The sequence below is a fragment of the Amycolatopsis sp. cg13 genome (genome assembly GCF_041346965.1).
Lineage (GTDB): Bacteria > Actinomycetota > Actinomycetes > Mycobacteriales > Pseudonocardiaceae > Amycolatopsis.
In genome coordinates, this window is record NZ_CP166848.1 from 7,361,065 (window position 1) to 7,382,912 (window position 21,848).

The following is a 21,848-nucleotide window of genomic DNA, read 5'->3' on the forward strand; positions in this document are numbered from 1 at the left end:
CGGGGCCGCTCCGGGGATTTTCCCGGGGCGGCCCCGTTTTTCGTGCGTTGCGGGCGTGGGACGATCCCTGCGGGCTCCGGAGGTGATGATGACAGCGGAACAGCTGCCGGTCTTGGACGAACATCGGGTCGTCGTGCGGGCGGACGCCGAGGCGGTCTGGCGGGCGATCAACCAGGTTGTCGAGCGCGTCTCGGGCCGGTTGGCGACCGGCTACGCCTGGGCGGTCGGTGCCACCGACTGGAAGGCGACTGGTCCCCGTCCGCTCGCTGAAGGGTCGACGGTTCCCGGCTTCCGGGTCGTCGAGGCCGAACCGCACGAGCTGCTCGCCCTCGCCGGACGGCACCGGTTTTCTGAGTACCGCCTTACTTTCCGGCTCGAAGCTGTCTCGGATGGACAGACGCTGGTCCGCGCCGAGAGCCGCGCCCGGTTCCCTGGAATATTCGGGTCCGGTTACCGCTTGCTAGTCGTCGGCAGCGGTGGGCACGCGGCCGGAATGCGGAGGTTGCTGGGAACGATCGCACGTCTCGCGAACAATTAATTCCCCATTCCTGAATTGATCTACGATTTTCGTAGCAAGACGGGAAAATGATCAACGGGTGCCCGGGAACCCGTCGCTCAGCGCGACGACGCGTCCGACGAACGGCTGAACGCGCCGCCACCCGAATGGCCGCAAGCCGCGCGCGGCAAACCGGGAAACCGTTGCCATGACGGCACAATTCCGGGACCCCTCCCGGCTCGCGCGTGGGATACTTCGGCATGGACCAGACGGTGGCCGTCGCTGGGGAACAACTCGCGTTCGCTGGGGCAGATCGGCTTGTCAAACTCATCGGGGCGCTTTATCAGCGGCCCCGCGTCGGCGACCGGCCGCGGGAATTGCGGGGCGACGGAGAATGGCGGCCCGGTTATCACCGGGAACGCGCCGGGCGGCGCGGGCTGCCCATGGTGTGCCTCGTCGGCGACGCGCGCGAGGGGGTGCTCGAAGAGCTGGGCTCGCGGATGCAGAACGCGAAACCGGCGGGCACGGTGCGTTCTGTCTATCTCTCGCTCGCGGATCGGCCGGACGTCGACCCGCCGGGCAAGGCGACTGAGGCGACCGTCGAGGTGGTGCGCGACATTCTGTGGCGCGTCCGCAACAGTCTCGTCCGCAGTTCTCGCACGCGGGAAAGCCGGTTGCGGTTCCGGCTGTTCACACTGGTCGACCAGCTCATGGCGAAGCGGTTTCCGGACGGCGAAACCGATACTGAGGCCATCCTGCTGCGCGAACTGCAGGAGAACGGCCTGCTGGTCCGGTTCCGCTCGGCCATCGACAGCGTCAGCCGCGAGCTGGTGCCACAGCATCCGACGTGGCGGTTTCCGTTGCTGCTGCTGCGCTGGCTGACGATCGGCTTCTTCCGGCTCGCCGTCACCGGGCGCGTGCCGGGGCTGTCCGGACGGTACCGCTGGTTCCTGCGCCAGCCGCACCTCGCGCCGGAGATGTCCGGCAGCTTCGTCCGCTTCGCGATGCGGCTCACCGACGGCGAATGGCAGCACGAATCGCCCCAGTACGTCGCGCGGTTGCTGGTCAACGCGTTCCTGGAGGACCTGCGCCGCGAGTACCGGCTGCGGCCGTGGCAGTTCTGGCGGCGGCGCCGGATGACGTATCCGGTGCTGCTGCTCGACGAGGTCGGCCCGGCCAACGGCGGCTACCGGCTGCTCGACCTGATCAACGAGGTCCGCAACCAGGTCGGCCTTTTCGATCCGCTGCTCGTGGTGAGCGCGAGCCAGGCGCCGCCGCCGGACGCCGCGCCGAGCGAGGACCGGCCGAAGTACCACGCCGCCGATGCCGCCGACGCGTACCGGGTGTGGCAGAACCGGCTCAGCGCCGACCGGCGGGCCCGCCGCCCGACCGCGTGGTACCTGCCGATCGGGCTCGACGCGCCGCACAGCGAAACCGAAAAAACCGAGGTGCGCAAGCGAATGCTGGCGCTGGGCGAGCATTACGACCTGTCCGGCGGACGGGCCCGGGCGGCGTGGTGGACGACGCGCTGGGTCCGGGCCGGGGTGCCCGCGGTGGTGCTCGTGCTGGTAGCCGGATTCGCCGTCGTGCGCTATCAGTCCTTTCTGGACAGTCACTGCGGCACCTCGAGCGAGTGGCTGACGCGGGTGGACGACCAGTGCGTCGGCGTGTCCGACGGCACGTTCACGCTGTTCTCCCCGGTCGACAAGGAGGGGACGATCCAGCAGGTCGAAGCCGTGATCGCGGACCAGAACCGGCGCGCGGAGGAACTGCACCAGCAGCATCCGGAACGGCCGTACATCACGCTGGTCGACCTGGAGGCGCTGACGTCGTCGAACGGCACCGCCGAAGGGCTCACCGCGGAACGGGAATCGCTGGAGGGTTTCGCCGTCGCACAGTCGCGGCAACTCGACGCGACCGCCGCGGCCGAACCGATCGTGCGCATGCTGATCGCCAACGGCGGCAAAGGAATGCTTCAGGGTGCGGCGGTCGCGAAGACGCTGCTGGAGATGGCGAAACAGGACCCCAGCATCGTCGGCGTGGTCGGGCTCGACATGAGCAGCGCGCCGACGTCCGAAACGATCCGCGCACTCGGCGACGCGGGCATTCCCGTTGTCGCCGCGACGCTCACCGCCGACCAGTTGGCGGACCAGAACCCGATCTACTTCCAGGTCGCGCCGCAGAACCGCCGGGAGGCCGCGGTGGCTGCGGCGTTCGCTGCCCAGCGTCCCGGCCCCCGAGCGCTGCGCGTCTACTACCCCGACGACGACTCCGATTTCTACAGCGCGAACCTCCGCGACGATGTGCTGGCAGCCTTTAAACAGAAGGGTTTCACCGTCGAAGCACGCGCGTTCGACGGAGACGGCGGGCCGCCCGGGACCGCGCACGTGCGGTACGGCTACCGGAATGTCGGCAACGCAGGTGCTGCCGGGCGGGACAGCTGTTCCTACAACGGTTACACGTTCTTCGCCGGCCGAGGAGTCCCCGACTTCGGGGCGTTCCTCGCCGGAGCCGCGCAGTGCGGCAGCACGGCGACGATCATCGGCGACGACGACGTCTCCCGCTATGTCGCGGATACTGTTGCGCGGGAACGCAATCGCGCGCTGCCGTACTACTACCTCGCGCTCGCGAGTGCACCGGCCACGCCCGCGAAAGGCCTCGCGCGGGACTTCTACACCACGCTCAACGCCAAATTCGCCTTCGAGCACACCGAAAAAGGCCGGTCGTTCGACGGCCACGCCGCGCTGTCCTACGACGCCGCTTTGGTGATGATCACCGCGACCGCGTACCTGCGCGAAACGTCGTCGAACATCCCGGTGACGCCCGGCGCGGTGTGGCGCGAGATCGCCGCGATCCACACCTCGCGGCCGGACGCGAACCAGACCAACAAATACATCGAGGGCGTCAGCGGAACCATCGACTACGGCGGCGACATCGGCAGGCACGTCCCACAGGACAAGCCGCTCGCGGTACTGCAGGTCCAAGGCGGCGAGGTCGATCCGGCGCTGCAGGGCTTCTGTGGGAAGGCGGTGGTCCGTCCGCCGGATTCTTGGTGCCCGGCGGACGGCTGAGCCGCTGTAACAGTTTTCCGCGGATTCCCGACCTCCTCGATTGTCTGGATTGCGAGGAGGCACCGCATGCTGCGGAAACTGGGGATGGCTTTGGCCGTAGGCGTTCTGGTCGCCGGATGCGGAGCGGCGCCGACCGGCAACGCACCGTCGGCCGTCACAAGCGAGTATTCGCCGCCGACTACGACCTACAGCGCGCCGGAAACCTCGGCAACGCTGACGGCTCCGTCGACTTCGATCGCGGTCCCGGTCACCACGCCGCCGGTCGCGCCGCCGACCACGGCAGCCAAGCCGAAGACGACACCGAAAACCCAGGCCGCGCCGCGGGTCACCACACCGAAGGAGCAGCCAGCACCGGACCCCGCTCCGGCCGACTGCGGTGCCGACTACTACCGCAACTCCTCCGGAAACTGCGTCCACCGCCCGGACTCGAACCCCTCCGGCGCGACCGCGCAGTGCAAGGACGGCAGTTACAGCTACAGCCAGCACCGTTCCGGCACTTGCTCCGGCCACGGGGGCGTCAAGCAATGGCTCTGAATCCGCCGACCCAAGCAAGCGCTGGGCCAAACGGACCAGTCCGCTAAGTCGGATCGATCACGAATCGACCGGTCTTGCCATTCCACCCGGTAGCGTGCGAATCCGGTACGGCATACGGAACGGGGGACGTGGTGGCACGGGCAGGCGCGCGGCCGATCATCGTGGTGCTCGCCTCGTGCGGGCTGGTCGCTTCGTTCATGCAGACGCTGGTCATCCCGTTGATCCCGGCGTTTCCGAGATTGCTGAACACGACGCCGACGGACGCGTCCTGGGTCGTCACCGTCACGCTGCTCGCCGCGGCGGTGTGCACGCCGGTCGCTGGGCGGCTCGGGGATCTTTACGGCAAGCGCCGCGTGCTGCTCGTAAGCCTGGCGGTGCTGATCGCCGGGTCCGTGGTCTCGGCGCTGACCAGTTCGCTCGCGCTGATGATCGTCGGCCGCGGGCTGCAGGGCTGCGCGATGGGCGTCATTCCGCTCGGCATCAGCATCATGCGCGACGAACTGCCGCCGGAACGCGTCAGCGGCGCGATTTCGCTGATGAGCGCGACCCTTGGCGTCGGCGGCGCGATCGGGTTGCCGGTCGCGGCGATCGTGGCCGAGCACGCGGACTGGCACGTGCTGTTCTGGGGCGCGGCCGGGCTCGGGCTCGGCTGTGCGCTGCTGATCCTGCGATTCGTTCCGGAATCGCCGGTCCGCACGCCCGCGCCGTTCGATTTCCTTGGCACGCTCGGGTTGATCGTCGGCCTCACGAGCCTGTTGCTGCCGATCGTGAAGGGCGGCCAATGGGGTTGGGGCAGCCCGGCGACGCTCGGGTTCGCCGCGACCGCCTTGGTCGTACTCGCTGCATGGGGCTGGTATCAACTGCGGCGGCGGGACCCGCTGGTCGATCTGCGCGTTTCGGCGCGGCGGCCGGTGCTGTTCACGAACCTTGCGTCGGTGCTCGTCGGCTTCGCGATGTACGCGATGTCGTTGTCGTTCCCGCAATTGCTGCAGGCACCTTCGGCGACCGGCTACGGTCTCGGGCTCAGCATGGTGCAAGCCGGTCTGTGCCTCGCGCCGAACGGCCTGGTGATGATGGCTCTATCGCCGGTGTCCGCGCGGCTGACCAACCGCTACGGCGCCCGCGTCACGCTCATGACCGGTGCGATCGTGATCGCGGTCGGGTACCTCTTCGCGATTTTCCTGATGGCCAACGCGGTCGAGCTGATCATCGCGTCGGTGATCATCGGGGCGGGCGTCGGAATCGCTTACGCCGCAATGCCCGCGCTGATCATGAGCGCGGTGCCGGTCACCGAAACCGCGTCGGCGAACGGGCTCAACTCGCTCATGCGTTCCGTCGGCACCTCGACCTCCAGTGCCGTGATGGCCACGATGCTGGCCCACCTGACCATCACCGTCGGCTCGTTCACCGTGCCGTCGCTCGCCGGTTTCCGCGCCACATTCGCGGTTGCCGCGGCGGCGGCGGTAGCCGGGCTGGCGTTGACCGCGGTGGTGCCGCGATTCCGTGCCGCCAGCCCGGAACTCGCCCGGGTCTAGAGCCTCGTGAGTGGCAATCCCGGTTCTAACCGGGATTGCCACTCACGAGTCAGAGCAGCGGCGGAACAGCCACGTCGATCAGGTGCGGCCCCGGCTCGGCGACCGCGCGCCGGAACTGTTCGGCCAGCTCCTCCGCCGTCGTCGCCCGGGTCGCCGGAACGCCCATGCCCTCGGCGATCTTCACGAAATCCAGGTCCGGACGGCCGATGTCGAGCAGGTCCTTCGCGCGCGGCCCGTCGCCGGACGCGCCGACGCGCTGCAGCTCCATTCGCAGGATCGCGTACGCGTTGTTGTTGAGCACCACGGTGGTCACGTCGAGGTTCTCGCGCGCTTGCGTCCACAGCGCGGAGATCGTGTACATCGCACTGCCGTCGGATTCGAGGTTGATCACCGGCCGCTTCGGTGCCGCGATCGCCGCGCCGACGGCCACCGGCATGCCGTAGCCGATCGCGCCGCCGGTCAGGGTCAGCACGTCGTGTCGCGGCGCGCCCACTGTCGCGGCGGGGAGCATGAGACCGGACGTGTTCGCTTCGTCCACGATGATCGCGTTCTCCGGCAGCAGCGCGCCGATCACGTCGACCCAGTTCTGCACGGTGATCGGTCCGCTCGGCAGCGCCGGCCGTCCAGCCTCCTGCAGAACCGGCTCGGTGTCGGCGGCGACCAAAGCGGCGACCGCTTCCAGCGCGGCCGGAACGTCCTGACCGACGGTCGCGAGGACGTGGACCTCCGCGCCTTCCGGCGTCAGCTCGCTCGGCATGCCGGGGTAGGCGAAGAACGACACCGGCGCCCGCGTGCCCGCGACGATCAGGTGCTTGATCCCGTCCAGCTGGTACTTGGCCTGTTCGGCGAGATACCCCAGTCGTTCGATGTTCGGCAGACCGGCCCCGCGCTCCAGCCTCGCCGGGAAGGTTTCGGCGAGCGCCTTCGCCCCGGTCGCGGCGGCGATCCGGCTGGTCGCGCGCAAACCGGCTTCGTGGCAAGCGGATCCGCCGATGAGCAACGCCACCGGCTCAGCGCTGCGCAGCACGTCCGCGATCTTCTGGACGGTCGTCGCGTCGACCGTCTGCGGCACGCGCGGCGGAATCGGCTCGCACGTTTCGCCGCCCTCGCCCCACGACGCGTCGGCGGGAAGGATCAGGGTCGCGACCCGGCCTGGTGCGTCCTGCGCCGCCGCGACCGCCGCCGCTGCGTCCGCGCCGACGTCCTTCGTGTGTCCGGACCGGCGCACCCAGCCCTCGAGCGTGCCCGCGATGGCGTCGATGTCCGACTCCAGCGGGGCGTCGTACTGCTTGTGATAGGTCGCGTGGTCGCCGATCACGTTGACCACCGGCGTGTGCGCGCGGCGCGCGTTGTGCAGGTTCGCCAGGCCGTTCCCCAGGCCAGGACCGAGGTGCAGCAGCGTCGCGGCGGGCTTGCCGGCGACCCGCGCGTAGCCGTCCGCGGCACCGGTCACGACGCCCTCGAACAGCGCGAGCACACCGCGCATCTCCGGCACCGAATCGAGCGCGGCGACGAAGTGCATCTCCGACGTGCCGGGGTTCGAGAAGCACACGTCGACCCCGCTGTCGACGAGCGTGCGGATGAGGGACTGGGCGCCGTTGAGCGTGCTCACTGTGCTCACTTTCCGGTTTGCGCGAACAGGACGCCGGGGTTCAGGATCCCGGCCGGGTCGAAGCTGTCCTTGACCCGGCGCAGCAGATCGAGCTTCGCCGGGTCTTCGAGTTTGGCGTAGTACTTCGTCTTGGTGCGGCCGAGGCCGTGCTCGCCGGAGATCGCGCCGCCGAGTTCGTACGCGCAGCCGAAGATGTCGGTCAGCAACCGCGAGCGAGTGTCCGGGTCCTTGCAGAAGATCGCCAGGTGGACGTTGCCGTCGCCGGCGTGCCCGCAGCCGAGCGCGCCGCCGCCGGTCGCCATCGCCAGCTCGCGGGCTTTGGCCATGAATTCCGGCATCGCGGTCCGCGGCACGACCACGTCGATGATGTCGTCCGCTCCCACGGCTTTGGCGTTCCAGAAGGCTTTTTCCCGCGCTTCGATGAGCTTGCGCGCGGCATTGCCTTCAAGCACGTACGCGTCGGTCGCGCCGAGTTCGACCAGCAGCTCGCCGAGCGTCTCGACGTCCTCGCCGAGCCGGTCGGCCACCCGGTTTTCCAGCGCTACGGCCAGATACGCCTGGGTCCGGTCGCGGATTTCCGCCGGGACGCCCAGTTCGAGCTTGTCGTTGTAGACCATCGCGGCCATCGTCAGGTTGTCGATGTACTCGAGGATCTGCGGTGCGAGGCCGCTCGCGGCGATCTTCGGCACCGCCGCCATCACCTGCTCGAAGTCATCGAACGGGGCGAGCACGGTCGCGCCGTGCGGCAGCCGCGGCTGCAGCTTGACGATCACCTCGGTCACCAGCGCGAGGGTGCCCTCTGAGCCGATGATCAGCTGGGTCAGGTCGTACCCGCTGGAAATCTTCGACATCCGGCCGCCGACGCGGATGATCTCGCCGGTCGCGAGCACCGCCTGCAGGCCCGAGACGTTGCCGCGCGTGATGCCGTAGCGGATCGCGCGCATGCCGCCGGCGTTGGTGCCGACGGTGCCGCCGACGCTCGCGCTCAGTTCGCCGGGATAGACGGGGTAGGTGAGGCCGTGCTCGGCGGTCTTTGCGTCGAGCTCGGCCAGCGTGACGCCCGGCTGGACCACGGCGACGTGGTTGCCGGTGTCGATCTCGAGCACCGAATTCATCCGCTCGAACGAGACGACGAGCCCGCCTTCGACCGGACGCGCCGCGGCGGACAGCCCGCTGCCGGACCCGCGCGCGGTCACCGGGATGCCCTCGGCGGAGGCGATCTTCAGCAGCGCGGAGACCTCTTCGGCGGTGGCTGGCTTCGCGACGTACGCCGGTTTCTGGCCGGGCGTGCTGAGCGCTTCGTCGTGCGCGTAATCGTCGGAAATCGCGTCACCGGTCAGCAGGTTCCCAGCTCCGACGGCACCTGCCAGCTGTGTTGCGATCTCGCTCATGCCACTCCTTCGTGCGCGCGTACGTCCAAGGCCGAAGCCTAGCCGTTCTGCCACTAGGCTGGCCATGAATAGTTTTCACGTTAGCCGACGGGCGGCGGGCACGAAAAAGGCCACGCCGCGCGCGTGGCCAGAAGGGGGAGAACCCAAGCAGGGACCGGCCCGCGCCAACAGGCCGGCCCCTGGGTTAATCCTCGGTGCCGGTCAGACGAGCCAGCCGAGCACGTGCGCCAGGTGCGCGAGCAGACCCGAGATCAGGTCGTGGCCGTGGTGCACGTGCTGGGTGAACATCTGCATTGAGGGGCTCCTTGTTCGGATTGTTCTTCCTTGGTGCTCTCGCGAGGAGCCAACGCAGATTTCCACCGGCGCGCTCGCGGTGTCAAAACGCGGTTTTCCCTGTTCTGGCAAGGGATCGGCGGCCGAAGAATCTTCCCATGTTAAACATGTAAGGCTTTCGGGTTTGTCGCCGGGGGTGCACTGTGGACTCTTCGCCACGGTTCGTAGCGATCGCCGGGTCCGATCACCCTGGGTAGCAGACGCGCACTGCGGCAACCGGGCGGCGTCGCCCCTCGAACCGGTGAATGCGAAGCCACGATTGGTGAGTTGCCGAGGTTCACACCGCCGGGTGATCATCCGGGTCGGATCCCTTGTCCGGCAGGGGAATCCGGGTCGCTTTCATGATCGCGGAGGGTTAACCCGGCTTCACTCTGGCGGAACAATCTGGCCCGATCGGGCAGTGAAAAGGGCCGGCCCCTCCGCGGTGGAGGAACCGGCCCTTTGCTGGTGACTGTCAGTCCGCGCGGGAGAACGACAGCGTCTCGCCCTCCACGCCGCGCAGCCACAGATCCTGCGCGGCCGCGGCCATCTCGGACAGCCCTTCCTCGATGGTCGCGAACACGTTGCCGGGCACCCAGCCCGCGTCGCCGTTGATCAGGAGGTTGTTGCGGCCGTAGAAAATCGCGAGATCCGTGGCACCCTGGTCGCTGTGGGCCTCGCTGCCGTCGTCGTAGCCGTAAGCGGGATTGCCGATTTCCCATGCCTCGAATCCGAAGTAGACGACGTCGCCGGGAATCGGCGTGATCGTCGGATTCTCGCGGCCCGGCTTCGGCTCGGCGAAGGGCGGCACGAGCGTGTAGACCTCGTTGCGCGCATACTTCGCGTGGTAGGCCGAACCGCTCTGCGGCAGTGCGTCCCACACCGCCTTGCAGGTGCGCGGTGCTTCGTTGTCGAGCAGCCGTGCGCGACAGGTGACGCCGCGCTTGTCGAGGCTGATGGTGATGTAGCGCGCCATGCCTCAGCTCCCCGTAACCGACGAGACGACCTCGCCCCAGATGCGCAGCGCGTCGTCGACCTGTTCCGCGTTGACGACCAGGGGCGGCACCATACGCACGACGTTCGAGTACGCGCCACAGGTGAGCAGCAGCAGCCCACTCTTGGCAGCTGCCTGCTGCACGGCCTGCGCAGTGGCCGTGTCAGGTTCGCCGTCCGCGGTAGTGAACTCAGTGCCCACGAGGAGCCCGAGACCGCGTACGTCGCCGATAGCCTGCGTCTTGTCCGCGATGACGCGCGCGCCCTCGAGAAGCTGACGCCCGCGCTCCGCGGCGTTCTCGACCAAGCCTTCGTCCTGAATGACGTCGAGCGTCGCGATGGCTGCCGCGCACGACACTGCGTTGCCGCCGTACGTGCCGCCTTGGGAACCCGGGTACGCCTTCGCCATCAGCTCTTCCGAAGCGGCGATGCCCGACAGCGGGAAGCCGCTGGCGAGGCCCTTCGCGATCAGCACGACGTCCGGGTGGACGTCGAAGTGGTCGTGGCCCCAGAACTTGCCGGTGCGGCCGAAGCCCGCCTGCACCTCGTCGAGCACCAGCAGGATGCCGTGCCGGTCGGCGCGTTCGCGCAGCCCGGCCATGAACGCGGTGTTCGCGGGAACGTAGCCGCCTTCGCCGAGCACCGGCTCGATGAAGAACGCGGCCGTCTCGTTCGGCGCGGAGACGGTCTGGAAGAGGTAGTCGAGCTCGCGCAGGGCGAACTTCGTGGCCGTTTCCTCGTCCCAGCCGTAGTGGTAGGCGTACGGGAACGGCGCGACGTGCACGCCGGACATCAGCGGCGAGATGCCCGCGCTGAACCGCGTGCCGGACGTGGTCATGGTGGCCGCGGCGACCGTGCGGCCGTGGAAACCGCCTTGGAACACGATGACGTTCGGCCGCTTCGTCGCCTGCCGGGCCAGCCGCAGCGCGGCCTCCACGGCCTCGCTGCCGGAGTTGGCGTAGAAGAGCGAATCGAGCCCGGACGGCAAGACGTCGCCGAGCTTGCGGGTCAGTTCGAGCAGCGGCTTGTGCATGACGGTCGTGTACTGGCCGTGCACGAGCTTGCCGATCTGCTCGCGCGCGGCCTCGACCACGCGCGGGTGACAGTGCCCGGTGCTGGTCACCCCGATGCCCGCGGTGAAGTCGAGATGACGTTTCCCGTCCACGTCGTAGAGGTAAACCCCTTCACCGTGGTCGACGACGACGGGCGTTGCCTGCTTGAGCAGCGGGGACAGCTGGGCCATGCGGCGCCCTCCTGGGATGCGGGTGGAGACGGTTGTCGATTGTTGACAATATCCATAGCATGAGTTCGGGACAACAGGAACAGGAGCGAGCTGGATGAGCGGGATCACCGAGAACGGCGTCGTCGGCGCGGTCGGCAAGGAACTCTTCATCGGCGGCAAGTGGGTCGCCGCGCGCAGCGGGAAGACCTTCGACGTGCAGGATCCCTCCACCGGAGAGGTCCTGTGCCAGGTCGCGGACGCCGGGCCGGAAGACGGTCTCGCGGCGCTCGACGCGGCGGTCGCGGCACAGTCCGGCTGGGCGGCGGTGGCGCCCCGGGAGCGCGGCGAGATCCTGCGCCGCGCGTACGACAAGCTCATCGAGCGCCGCGACGAGCTGGCGCTGCTGATGACGCTGGAGATGGGCAAGCCGCTGGCCGAGGCCGCCGGCGAAATCACTTACGCCGCCGAGTTCTTCCGCTGGTTCGCCGAGGAGGCGGTGCGGATCGACGGCGGCTACGCGGTGGCCCCGAACGGCTCGGGCCGGTTCCTGATCACGCGCCAGCCGGTGGGTCCGACGCTGCTCATCACGCCGTGGAACTTCCCGATGGCGATGGGCACGCGCAAGATCGGCCCGGCCGTCGCCGCGGGCTGCACGATGGTGATCAAGCCAGCCGCGCAGACGCCGCTGTCGATGCTCGCGCTCACCCAGATCCTCGCCGACGCCGGGTTGCCCGAGGGCGTGCTGAACGTCGTCACCACCAAGGACGCGGGCGGGGTGATGGAGCCGCTGATCCGCGACGGACGCGCGCGCAAGCTGTCCTTCACCGGTTCGACCGGGGTCGGGCGCAAGCTGCTGGAGCAGTGCGCGGAGAAGGTGCTGCGCACGTCGATGGAGCTGGGCGGCAACGCGCCGTTCGTCGTGTTCGACGACGCGGACCTGGACGCCGCGGTCGAGGGTGCGATGCAGGCCAAGATGCGCAACATCGGCGAGGCGTGCACCGCGGCCAACCGGTTCTACGTGCAGCGCGGTGTGGCCGAGGAGTTCTCCCGCAAGCTCACCGAGCGGATGCAGGCGCTGCCGATGGGCCGCGGCACCGACGAGGGCGTCGTGGTCGGTCCGCTCATCGACGAGGCTGCGGTGAAGAAGGTGACCGAGCTGGTCAAGGACGCCACGGACAAGGGCGCGCGCGTGCTCACCGGCGGCTCGCGAGTCGACGGTCCGGGGCACTTCTACCCGGCGACCGTGCTCACCGACGTTCCGGTGGACGCTCGGCTGGCCAGCGAGGAGATCTTCGGCCCGGTCGCGCCGATCACGCCGTTCGACACCGAGGACGAGGCGGTCGAGAAGGCCAACGACACCGAATTCGGCCTCGTGTCCTACCTGTTCACCAGCGATCTGAAGCGCGCGCTGCGGGTCTCGGAACGCTTGGAGGCCGGGATGATCGGCCTCAACCAGGGCATCGTGTCCAACCCGGCGGCTCCGTTCGGCGGCGTCAAGCAGTCCGGTCTCGGCCGCGAGGGCGGCACGGTCGGCATCGACGAGTTCCTGGAGACCAAGTACATCGCGGTGAGCCTGTGACACACCGGATTGCGAGCATCCCGGGCGACGGAATCGGGGTCGACGTCACGATCGAAGCGCGCCGGGTTCTCGACGCGGCCGCGGCGAAGTACAGCTTCTCGTTGGAGTGGACCGAATTCGACTGGAGCTGCGAACGGTACGCGAAGACCGGCGCGATGATGCCCGAAGACGGGGTCGCGCAGCTGTCGGGCTTCGACGGCATCCTGCTCGGCGCGGTCGGCTTCCCTGGCGTGGCGGACCACGTTTCGTTGTGGGGCCTGCTGATCCCGTTGCGGCGGGCGTTCCAGCAGTACGTCAACCTGCGGCCGGTCCGGCTGCTGCCGGGGACGTCCTCGGTGCTGGCCGGGCGGAAGGCCGACGAGCTGGAAATGGTGATCGTCCGGGAGAATTCCGAGGGCGAGTACTCGGAAATCGGCGGACGGCACAACCCCGGGCGGCCGGACGAGTTCGTGCTGCAGGAATCGGTGTTCACGCGGGTCGGGGTGGAACGGATCATCCGGTACGCCTTCGAACTCGCGCGCACGCGTTCGCGGCACGTCACGTCGGCGACCAAGTCCAACGGGCTGATCCACTCGATGCCTTACTGGGACGAGATTTTCGCCGAGGTCGCCGCGCAGTATCCCGATGTCCGCGCGGAACAGTGCCATGTGGACGCTCTGGCCGCGCGGATGGTGCAGGCTCCGGACCGGCTCGACGTGGTGGTGGCGTCGAACCTGTTCGGCGACATTTTGAGCGACCTGGCGGCCGCGATCACCGGCGGACTGGGCATGGCGCCGTCCGGAAACATCAACCCATCAGGTGACTTTCCGTCGATGTTCGAGGCGGTCCACGGCAGTGCTCCGGACATCGCCGGACAGGGCATCGCGAACCCGGTCGCCCAGATCCTCGCCGGGGCGATGCTGCTCGAGCATCTCGGGGAAACCGTTGCCGCACAAGCGATCCGCGCCTCGGTCGACGAGGTGCTGACCGCGGGCGAAACGCTCACCCCCGACCTCGGCGGAACCGCTACCACAACTTCGCTCGGCGCCGCGGTGGCTGATTCGCTCCGCTGATTTTTCGTCGGTGCCGCGAGGTTCACTCTTCCCTGACCCGGTCGACGGGTCCACGAGGGGAGGAGGGCACCGATGTGCCAGATGTGCGAGGAGCCGGAAAGATCCGAGGAGCAGTACCTGATCGAGGTGCTGGACCGGATCAGGGAATACGGATGGTGCGTCCAGGGCGTGCAGGGGCCAGGTGCCCGGCCGCCCTGGGCGTACACCGCGGGCCTGACCGCGCAAGGCCTGCCGGAACTGGCAGTCACCGGATTGTCGTTGCACGAAGCGGGGTACGTGCTCAACGCCGGAGCCGAGCAGATCCTGCATACCGGCCCGCCGGAGCCTGGCGAACAGTGGCTGCTGCCCCGGCTGCCCAGGCTGGAAGTAGTGAAGCTCAGCGCCCCCGCGACGCACCTGCATATCGCGGTTTGCTGCTATGGCACCGGAATCGAAGCCATGCAGCTGGTCTACGCCGATCCGACGGGCCGGTTTCCGTGGTCGCCGCACTACAACCTCGGCCTTGGCGGACAGCCCGTGCTGGGGGTGCGTAATGCCTGAGTTTCTCTTGCTGCGCCAGGCTTTTTCGCGCTTTCGCCCGGTAGAATCGAAGCATGCCCGAACTTCTGGCCCCCACCGTCCGATTGCATCGCCCGTGGCTGGAAGCACACGCCGAATGGGGTCCAGGCCTGCACGAGGACGGCTTCGGCCTGTCGGCGTCGGACGAGGTCGATTCTCCCGCTGGCTTCGCCGCCTGGGTGGATTCTTTGACACAGGACCGCGCCCGGTACCGCTGGCTAGTCGAGGACGGGGCGGTGCTCGGCGGAATCGCCCTGCGCTCCGGCCCAGCGGAGTACGTGTCGTGGGCCGGGCACATCGGCTTCGGCATCCGCCCGTCGGCGCGTGGCCGCGGTCTGGCTTCCTGGGCGCTGCGCCAGATGCTGCTCGAGGCCCGGGAATTGTCTCGGGTGCTCTTGGTGTGCGAGGGGGAGAACCTGGCGTCCGCCAAGACGATCGAACGCGCGGGCGGGGTGCTGGAGGAGGTACGCCAGACCGAGCACGGACCGGTGCGGAGGTACTGGATCACGACCTGAGCTGTTCAAGCGGCACGTTCCGGGACACCCGGATGCGGACGCAGCGAACCGCCTGCTTCGCCCTCGGCAGACGTCGGTGCGCGGCCCGGGCTGGGAGGCTGCTTGTGTTGCTGCTGAGCGATGCGGGAGCCGAGTGGTCGTCTCTTGCCGTCCTCGGCAGACGTCGGCGCGCGGCCCGGGCCGGGAGGCTGGTTGCGTCGGTGCTCAGCGGTGCGGGAGCCAAGCGGTCGGTTCTCGCTTCCCTCGGCAGATGTCGGTGCGCGGCCCGGGCTGGGAGGCTGCTTGTGTTGCTGCTGAGCGATGCGGGAGCCGAGTGGTCGTCTCTCGTCTCCCTCGGCAGACGTCGGCGCGCGGCCCGTGCCGCAGCGGCGATTCCCGCGCGGAGGATGGCGGCGCAGCTCGATGGCGCGGCGATCAAGCCCCGGTCACCCAGCCGCCGCGACCCCGTCCTTCAAACTCCGCCCCGGAAGCAACCGGCTGATCGCGTCCTCCATGTGCGCGTCCAGCAGGTGCAGCGCCGTCTCCTCGTCGCCCGAGCGCAGGGCTTCGATGATCCGCGTGTGCTCCTCCAGCCGATCCTCCACGCCCTGATACGTGCTCTGCAGCAACGTCAGGCACATCCGCGTCTCGATCAGCAACGTCCGGGCCATCCGCATCAGCCGTTTGCTGCCGGAGGCGTTGATCAGCGCCTCGTGAAACCGGAGGTCCGCCTCGGACAACGCGGCCGGATCGTCGGCGGCGGCAGCCATATCGGCGACGTTCTGCTCCAGCAGCGCGGCCACTGCCTCGCGGTCGCCGCGGAAGGCGCACAGCAGCGCGGCTCTCTCCACCGCGGAACGGGCGAGATAAATGTCGAACACGTCCGCCGGTTCGAGGTCGATCACGAACAGGCCCCGGTGGCGTTCGCTGCGCAGCAGGCCCTCGGACACGAGGTGCTGCATCGCCTCCCGCAGCGGGCCGCGCGAGACCTGGAAGCGGGCGGCCAGGTCGGTTTCGCCGAGCTGGGTGCCCGGCGGGAGCGCGCCGGTCATGATCGCGTCGCGCAGCTGGCGCGCGATCACCGCGGCGGTCGATTCCCGGCTCACCGGTTCTATGTCAGGCAGTGCGACCACGGGTCAGCCCCTCGTCCGGAACAACGCGCCCAGCGAACGCACCAACCGGGTCGAGCCGGTCAGGCGCAGGCCTTCCCAGATGGTCACCTGGTTGGCGGTCAGCACCGGTTTGCCGAGCTTCTCCTCGATCGCGGTGATCTCGCCGAGCGTGCGCATCGCGGTGTCGGGCACCAGAACCGCGTCGGCGTCCGGGTGGTCGTGGCTTACCGCCAGATCGATCACGGCCTCGGGCGCGAGCTGGCCGACCTCGGCGGCGGTGTCGATGTCGGCGCTCGACATCGAGAGCACCTCGACGCCGCCCGCGGCGAGGAAGTCCACGAACAGCCGCGCGACGTCGTCGGGGTAGCTCGCGGCTACCGCGACCCGTTGTACGCCAAGGGCTTTCGCCGCGTGCACGAAGGCGAACGACGTGCTCGAAGCCGGGACCCCGGCAACCGCGGCGAGCTGGTCGGCCTGGTTGCGCGCGCCGTCCCAGCCGTACACGAAGCTGCCGGACGTGCAAGCCCACACCACCGCTTCCGGCTGGTGTTTCGCGAGCAGCCGGGCGCCTTCGGCGAGCCGGGCTTCGCTGCCGAGGTCGAGCAGCTCCGGCACCGCGTGCAGGTCGGTGCCGTAGATGTGCGCGACCGGCAGGCTGATGTCGCCGTCGGAGCCGCCGAGAAGCTGTTCCGCGAGCGGGTAGTCGTCCTCGGCCGCGTGGTCGGGGTAGATGAAGCCGATCGTGGTCACGAAACCTCCGGGATGCGCAAATTGTCGACAATATTAGCGGGACGGGTCAAGACACCTCCCGCAGCCACTGGCCGGGACCCACGACGGGCAAGTGCATCCGGCGCAGGCAGGCCCACATGGTCAGCTGGTTGGCGGTCAGCACGGGTTTGCCGAGCGCCTTCTCCAGCGGTTCGATCAGGTCGAACGTGGGGAGGTTGGTGCAGCTGACGAAAATCGCCTCGGCGTCGCGGTGGTCCGCGGCCAGGATCCGCTCGGCGATGGTGCGGTAGCTGACCTTCCAGATGCCGCCGCCCAGCCCGAGGTGGTCGCTGGACACGGTGTCCACGCCGACCTCGGCGAGGAAGTCGTGGAGTTTGCCGGTGAGGTCGGCGTCGTACGGCGTGAGCACCGAGACCCGGTGCAGGTCGAGCTGGTGCAGCACCTCGACGAGGGCGCCGGAGGTGGTGACCGCGTCCGGCGCGCCCGCGTCGCAGATCGCCTTGGTGAGGGAGCGTTCGTAGTCGATGCCGTTCACGAAGCTGCCGGAGGTGCACAGGTACGCGACCACCTCGGGCTCCACGTGCAGCACGTCGCGCGTGGCCGTGGCGAGGTGTCGGCTGTCGCTCACCAGCTGGGCCATTTCCATGCTCACCGGGACCGGTTCGTACGGGGTGCGGGCGAGGTGCAGCGACACCTCCATCGGCACCCAGCGCCACAGTTCGCGCTCGAGCGCGAGGTCGAACGGCGCGATCACGCCGATGCCGCGCTGGGCTAGCGGGCCCTCGAACGCGAGGAAGTCCAGATCCAAGGTTCAGCCTCCGGAATACGCCTGTGCGGATGCCCGTCCGGTGCTCCGGGGGTGGTCCTCGGATTGTTGACAATCATACGAGCCACTTTTACCGTGTCAATCGTGATCGCCCCGGAGACCCCCGTACTGGCAGTGCTCTGCGGGGCAGACCAACCACCGGACATGGCCGCTATCGAAGACGCGGCGGTAGTTCGTTACACCGACGAGCGCGGGCTCGCCGGTGCGCTGTCCGGAGCCGACGCGCTTTTTGTCTACGATTTCCTTTCCGGTGCGGTTCCGGGGGCCTGGTCCGCCGCGGACCGGTTGCAGTGGCTGCACATCGCGAGCGCCGGCGTCGACCCGGTGCTGTTCCCGGGGCTGCGCGAGAGCGACGTCGTGCTCACGAACTCGCGCGGGGTGTTCGACGACGCCATCGCGGAGTACGTGCTGGGTGTCGTGCTGTCGTTCGCCAAGGACTTCGCGCGCTCGCTCGACCTACAGCGCGCCGGTACGTGGAAGCACCGCGAGACCGAGCGGATCGCCGGGCGGGAGGTGCTGGTGGTCGGCACCGGGCCGATCGGAAGGGCCATCGCGCGGATGCTGCGGGCGGCCGGGATGCGCGTGTCCGGGGCGGGCCGGCGGGCCCGGGTCGGGGATCCGGATTTCGGCGTCGTGCGCGAATCCGCCGACCTGACGCGGTATTTGCCCGAGTTCGACTACGTCGTCGCGGTCGCGCCGCTCACCGATCAGACCAAGGGCATGTTCGACGCCGCCGCGTTCGCCGCGATGAAACCGTCCGCGCGGTTCGTGAACGTCGGCCGCGGCGAACTGGTGGTCACGTCCGATCTGATCGCGGCCCTGCAGGCGGGGGAGATCGCCGGGGCCGCGCTCGACGTCTTCGAAACCGAGCCGCTGCCCGCCGAGAGTCCATTGTGGACCATGCCGGACGTCCTGCTGTCCCCGCACATGTCGGGCGACTTCATCGGCTGGCGGCGGACGCTGGTCGAGGTGTTCGCGGGGAACTTCCGGCGCTGGGTCGCCGGGGAACCGCTGTGGAACGTCGTGGACAAACGGCTCGGCTACGTGCCGTCCGAATCGCAGGGAGGCGCCGGATGGGCGACCGGGAATTGACCGCCAGCGAACTCGTCGCCGCCTACGCCACCGGCGAACTGTCGCCGGTCGAGGCGACGAAGAGCGCCCTGCAGAACATCGAGGACCGCGACGGCGAGATCAACGCCTACTGCCTCGTCGACGCCGATCGCGCGCTCGACCAGGCGAAGGCGGCCGAGGCCCGCTGGCGCGACGGGAATCCGATCGGCGCGCTCGACGGCGTCCCGGCGTCGATCAAGGACATCTTCCTCACCCAGGGCTGGCCGACGCTGCGCGGTTCCACGAGCATCCCGGTGGACCAGCCGTGGGAGGTCGACAGCCCGGTGATGGCGCGGATGCGCGAGGCGGGTCTCGTCGTGCTGGGCAAGACGACCACGCCGGAGATCGCGTGGAAGGGCGTCACCGACAGCGCGCTCGCCGGCATCACGCGCAATCCGGTGAACCCGCGGATGACGGCGGGCGGGTCCAGCGGCGGCAGCGCGGCCGCGGTCGCGGCGGCGATGGGCGAGCTGTCCGTTGGCACCGACGGCGGCGGTTCGGTGCGGATTCCCGCGTCGTTCTGCGGGATCGTCGGCATGAAACCGACCCACGGCCGGATCCCGCTGTTCCCGGCGAGCCCGTTCGGCCCGCTCGCGCACGCCGGGCCGATGGCGCGCTGCGTGGACGACACGGCGCTGCTGCTGGACGTCCTCGCGCTGCCGGACCACCGCGACCCGACCGGGCTCGCGCCGCCGATCAGCGCGTACCGCGAGGCGGTGCGGCGCGATGTGCGCGGGCTGATCGCGGCGTACTCGCCGGCGCTCGGTTTCGTCGACGTGGACCCGGAAATCGCCGCGATCGTCCAGTCGGCGGTGCAGTCGCTCGCCGACGCCGGGCTGCAGGTCGAGCAGGCCGATCCCGGATTCGCCGACCCGAAGGACGCCTTCGACGTGCTGTGGTCGGCGGGCGCGGCGAAGTCGCTCGACGCGTTCCCGCCGGGCAGCGAGCTGCGGGTCGACCCTGGCCTGCGCCGCGTGTGGGAACGGGGCCACACCTACTCCGCGGGCGACTACCTCGACGCCACCGCGGAACGCGCCGCGCTCGGGATCCTGATGGGCGAGTTCCACACCCGCTACGACGTGCTGCTCACGCCGACCGTCCCGATCCCGCCGTTCGAGGCGGGCCACGACGTGCCGCCGGGCAGCGGGATGAGCGAATGGCCGGAGTGGACGCCGTTCACCTACCCGTTCAACATGACGCAGCAGCCCGCGATCAGCGTCCCGGCCGGGCGCACCGAATCGGGTCTTCCGGTGGGCCTGCAGATCGTCGGCCCCCGGCATTCGGACGACTTGGTGCTGGCGGTGGCGAAACTGCTGGAGGAGGTCCGGCCCTGGGCCGCGCCGTGACGCTCGCGGGGCAGGCACAGGTCACGTTTTCGGCGCGAGAAGCTGTGGCAGGCTGTCGCGCATGACCGAGTTCACCGCGCCCATCGACGACCGCTGGTTCGAGGACTACCCCGAGGGATCGGTGTACGAGTTCGGCGACACGACCGTCACCGAAGCGGAGATCATCGAGTTCGCCGCGAAGTACGACCCGCAGAGCTTCCACGTCGATCCGGTCGCCGCGAAGGAGGGCCCGTTCGGCGGGCTGATCGCGAGCGGCTGGCACACTTCGAGCCTGATGATGCGGATGTTCGCCGACCACTACCTGTCGTCGGTCGCGAGCCTCGGCAGCCCCGGCGTCGACGAACTGCGCTGGCCGCGTCCGGTGCGGCCGGGGGACCGGCTGCGGATGCGGGCGACCGTCACCGAGGCGCGGCTGTCGAAGTCGAAGCCCGATCGCGGCCTCGTGCGCACCCGGATGGAACTGTTCAACGGCGACGACGAGCTGGTGTTCAGCGCGAGCGCGGTCAACTTCCTGTCGGTGCGACCGGCTCCGCGGTCCGGTTCGTGAGTTGCCGGATCTGGCGGCTGCACAGCGCGAGCCCGGTCGAAACCAGGATCAGCACCCCGCACGCGACGAGCACCGGCTCGCGGCCGAAGTGCTGCACGAGGGGGCCCGCCGCGATCTGCCCGAGCGGCATCGCGGCGAGCGAACCCAGCATGTCGTAGGAGTACACGCGGGCGAGCTTGTCGGGCGGGATGTGTTCCTGCAGCGAAACGTCCCACGCGACGCTGAACTGCTCCATCGCCAGCCCGGCCAGCAGCATCGCGATCAGCAGCGGGACGAGCGACGGCCACCAGCCGAGCGTCAGCACCGGCAGCGCGTCCATCGCCACCAGTGCCACGCCGACGAACAACGCCTGCCGCGGCCGCCAATGCGCGGCGACGATCCCGCCGACGAGCGCGCCCGCCGTCTGCAACGCCAGCGCCAGTCCCCATCCGGACCGCCCGAACGTCTCGTCCGCGACGACCGGCCCGATGACGACGAGTGTGCCGAGCCCGGCGGCGTTGACGAAGGCGAACTGCGCCACCACCACCCACACCCAGGCGCGGGACCGGAACTCGTGCCACCCGGCGACCAGATCGGCGATCGGCCGTGCGCCCGAAATCCGATCGGTGCGCGGCAGCCGGACGGCGTGGTAGGCGAGCGCGGCGGCGAAGAACAACAGCGCGTTCACCGCCAGCGCCCATCCGGATCCGGCCGCCGCCACCGCGATTCCGGCGACCCCGGCTCCGGCGATCCGCCCGCCGTTGACCAGCAGCCGCAGCAACGCGTTCGCCGGAGCCAGCAGGTCTCGCGGCACCGTCTGCGGGGTGATCGCCGCCGAGGCGGGCAGCGACATCGCCGCGACCGCCCCGTTGACCACGCTCAGCGAGATCAGGAACGGGACCGAGCTGAATCCACAAAGGACACTCGCGGCGATCAGCGCCTGGCTGAGCCCGGCCGCGATCTCGGTGCCCTGCAGGATCACCGCACGCGGCAGCCGGTCCGCGAGCACGCCGCCGAAGAGCAGCAGCAGGATGTTCGCCAGCGACCGGGCCCCGACGACGAGCCCGAGATCGACCGCCGACCCGGTGCGGTCGAGCACCGCGAACGCGAGCGCGACCGGAGCGACCGCATTGCCGAAGGTGCCGAGCGTCCGCCCGGCGGCGAGGGCACGGAAACTGCGGTGCCGCAACGGCTCCAGGAGGCTCACCGGCCGAGCCTCCCGCAGCTGTCAACCGAATAACCCGCAGCTGAGAGCGGCGATGTCGGGTCCGGCTCATGCGGAGGAAGGTTCGTGAGGAGGACCCTGAGGGAATCAGATTCCCTGAGGGTTCCCCTCACGAACCGCCGCTG

General features: G+C 69.3%; 19 protein-coding genes. 11 read left to right on the plus strand and 8 right to left on the minus strand.

Annotated elements, in window-relative coordinates:
* Window positions 1-88 precede the first annotated feature (88 nt).
* From AB5I40_RS34580 to AB5I40_RS34595, 4 genes are all read left to right on the plus strand, one after another.
* Window positions 89-538: a hypothetical protein gene (locus AB5I40_RS34580; protein WP_370934372.1), complete on the plus strand. Its 450-nt coding sequence runs from the start codon at window positions 89-91 to the stop codon at window positions 536-538.
* 218 nt (window positions 539-756) lie between these two features.
* Window positions 757-3,567, plus strand: coding sequence for an ABC transporter substrate-binding protein (locus AB5I40_RS34585; RefSeq protein WP_370934373.1), 2,811 nt, complete (start codon window positions 757-759; stop codon window positions 3,565-3,567).
* A gap of 66 nt (window positions 3,568-3,633) precedes the next feature.
* Window positions 3,634-4,101, plus strand: coding sequence for a DUF3761 domain-containing protein (locus AB5I40_RS34590; RefSeq protein WP_370934374.1), 468 nt, complete (start codon window positions 3,634-3,636; stop codon window positions 4,099-4,101).
* A 74-nt stretch (window positions 4,102-4,175) separates the two neighbouring features.
* Window positions 4,176-5,636, plus strand: coding sequence for an MFS transporter (locus AB5I40_RS34595; RefSeq protein WP_370934375.1), 1,461 nt, complete (start codon window positions 4,176-4,178; stop codon window positions 5,634-5,636).
* A 49-nt stretch (window positions 5,637-5,685) separates the two neighbouring features.
* Here AB5I40_RS34595 and AB5I40_RS34600 read toward each other — a convergent pair whose 3' ends face one another.
* From AB5I40_RS34600 to AB5I40_RS34615, 4 genes are all read right to left on the minus strand, one after another.
* On the minus strand, window positions 5,686-7,248 hold the full coding sequence (locus AB5I40_RS34600) for an acetolactate synthase large subunit (RefSeq protein WP_370934376.1): 1,563 nt from the start codon (window positions 7,246-7,248) through the stop codon (window positions 5,686-5,688).
* A gap of 5 nt (window positions 7,249-7,253) precedes the next feature.
* A complete protein-coding gene (locus AB5I40_RS34605; RefSeq protein WP_370934377.1) occupies window positions 7,254-8,639 on the minus strand; it encodes an FAD-binding oxidoreductase in 1,386 nt (461 codons plus the stop codon).
* A gap of 787 nt (window positions 8,640-9,426) precedes the next feature.
* Window positions 9,427-9,927 carry a DUF3830 family protein gene (locus tag AB5I40_RS34610; RefSeq protein ID WP_370934378.1) on the minus strand — a complete coding sequence of 167 codons (501 nt, stop codon included), beginning with the start codon at window positions 9,925-9,927 and terminating at the stop codon, window positions 9,427-9,429.
* Between the two features lie 3 nt (window positions 9,928-9,930).
* Window positions 9,931-11,187 carry an aspartate aminotransferase family protein gene (locus AB5I40_RS34615; protein ID WP_370934379.1) on the minus strand — a complete coding sequence of 419 codons (1,257 nt, stop codon included), beginning with the start codon at window positions 11,185-11,187 and terminating at the stop codon, window positions 9,931-9,933.
* Window positions 11,188-11,281: 94 nt separating this feature from the next.
* Between AB5I40_RS34615 and AB5I40_RS34620 the strand changes: the two genes are divergently transcribed.
* The 4 genes from AB5I40_RS34620 to AB5I40_RS34635 all read left to right on the plus strand — a co-directional run bounded on the left by AB5I40_RS34620 (window position 11,282) and on the right by AB5I40_RS34635 (window position 14,870).
* Window positions 11,282-12,745 carry an NAD-dependent succinate-semialdehyde dehydrogenase gene (locus tag AB5I40_RS34620; protein ID WP_370934380.1) on the plus strand — a complete coding sequence of 488 codons (1,464 nt, stop codon included), beginning with the start codon at window positions 11,282-11,284 and terminating at the stop codon, window positions 12,743-12,745.
* Entirely contained in the window at window positions 12,742-13,797 is a 1,056-nt protein-coding gene (locus tag AB5I40_RS34625; protein ID WP_370934381.1) for a tartrate dehydrogenase, read from the plus strand. Before AB5I40_RS34620 ends, AB5I40_RS34625 begins: the two co-directional genes overlap by 4 nt.
* 72 nt (window positions 13,798-13,869) lie before the next feature.
* Window positions 13,870-14,337: a DUF4262 domain-containing protein gene (locus tag AB5I40_RS34630; RefSeq protein ID WP_370934382.1), complete on the plus strand. Its 468-nt coding sequence runs from the start codon at window positions 13,870-13,872 to the stop codon at window positions 14,335-14,337.
* A gap of 53 nt (window positions 14,338-14,390) precedes the next feature.
* A complete protein-coding gene (locus AB5I40_RS34635) occupies window positions 14,391-14,870 on the plus strand; it encodes a GNAT family N-acetyltransferase (protein ID WP_370934383.1) in 480 nt (159 codons plus the stop codon).
* 425 nt (window positions 14,871-15,295) lie between these two features.
* Here AB5I40_RS34635 and AB5I40_RS34640 read toward each other — a convergent pair whose 3' ends face one another.
* The 3 genes from AB5I40_RS34640 to AB5I40_RS34650 are packed head-to-tail and all read right to left on the minus strand — an operon-like array spanning window position 15,296 to window position 17,498.
* On the minus strand, window positions 15,296-15,982 hold the full coding sequence (locus tag AB5I40_RS34640) for a GntR family transcriptional regulator (RefSeq protein WP_370934384.1): 687 nt from the start codon (window positions 15,980-15,982) through the stop codon (window positions 15,296-15,298).
* A 3-nt stretch (window positions 15,983-15,985) separates the two neighbouring features.
* Entirely contained in the window at window positions 15,986-16,711 is a 726-nt protein-coding gene (locus AB5I40_RS34645) for a maleate cis-trans isomerase (RefSeq protein ID WP_370934385.1), read from the minus strand.
* A 46-nt stretch (window positions 16,712-16,757) separates the two neighbouring features.
* Window positions 16,758-17,498: an Asp/Glu/hydantoin racemase gene (locus AB5I40_RS34650; protein ID WP_370934386.1), complete on the minus strand. Its 741-nt coding sequence runs from the start codon at window positions 17,496-17,498 to the stop codon at window positions 16,758-16,760.
* A gap of 162 nt (window positions 17,499-17,660) precedes the next feature.
* On the opposite strand from AB5I40_RS34650, the gene AB5I40_RS34655 reads away from it, so the two are divergent.
* The 3 genes from AB5I40_RS34655 (at window position 17,661) to AB5I40_RS34665 (ending at window position 20,519) form a co-directional block, all read left to right on the plus strand.
* Window positions 17,661-18,608, plus strand: coding sequence for a D-2-hydroxyacid dehydrogenase (locus AB5I40_RS34655; RefSeq protein ID WP_370934387.1), 948 nt, complete (start codon window positions 17,661-17,663; stop codon window positions 18,606-18,608).
* On the plus strand, window positions 18,590-19,972 hold the full coding sequence (locus tag AB5I40_RS34660) for an amidase (RefSeq protein ID WP_370934388.1): 1,383 nt from the start codon (window positions 18,590-18,592) through the stop codon (window positions 19,970-19,972). The genes AB5I40_RS34655 and AB5I40_RS34660 overlap by 19 nt, the downstream gene beginning before the upstream one ends.
* A gap of 61 nt (window positions 19,973-20,033) precedes the next feature.
* Entirely contained in the window at window positions 20,034-20,519 is a 486-nt protein-coding gene (locus AB5I40_RS34665) for a MaoC family dehydratase (RefSeq protein WP_370934389.1), read from the plus strand.
* On the opposite strand, the gene AB5I40_RS34670 is transcribed toward AB5I40_RS34665, so the two are convergent.
* Window positions 20,476-21,705, minus strand: coding sequence for an MFS transporter (locus AB5I40_RS34670; RefSeq protein ID WP_370934390.1), 1,230 nt, complete (start codon window positions 21,703-21,705; stop codon window positions 20,476-20,478). The two genes, AB5I40_RS34665 and AB5I40_RS34670, sit on opposite strands and share 44 nt — an antisense overlap.
* Between the last annotated feature and the right edge of the window lie 143 nt (window positions 21,706-21,848).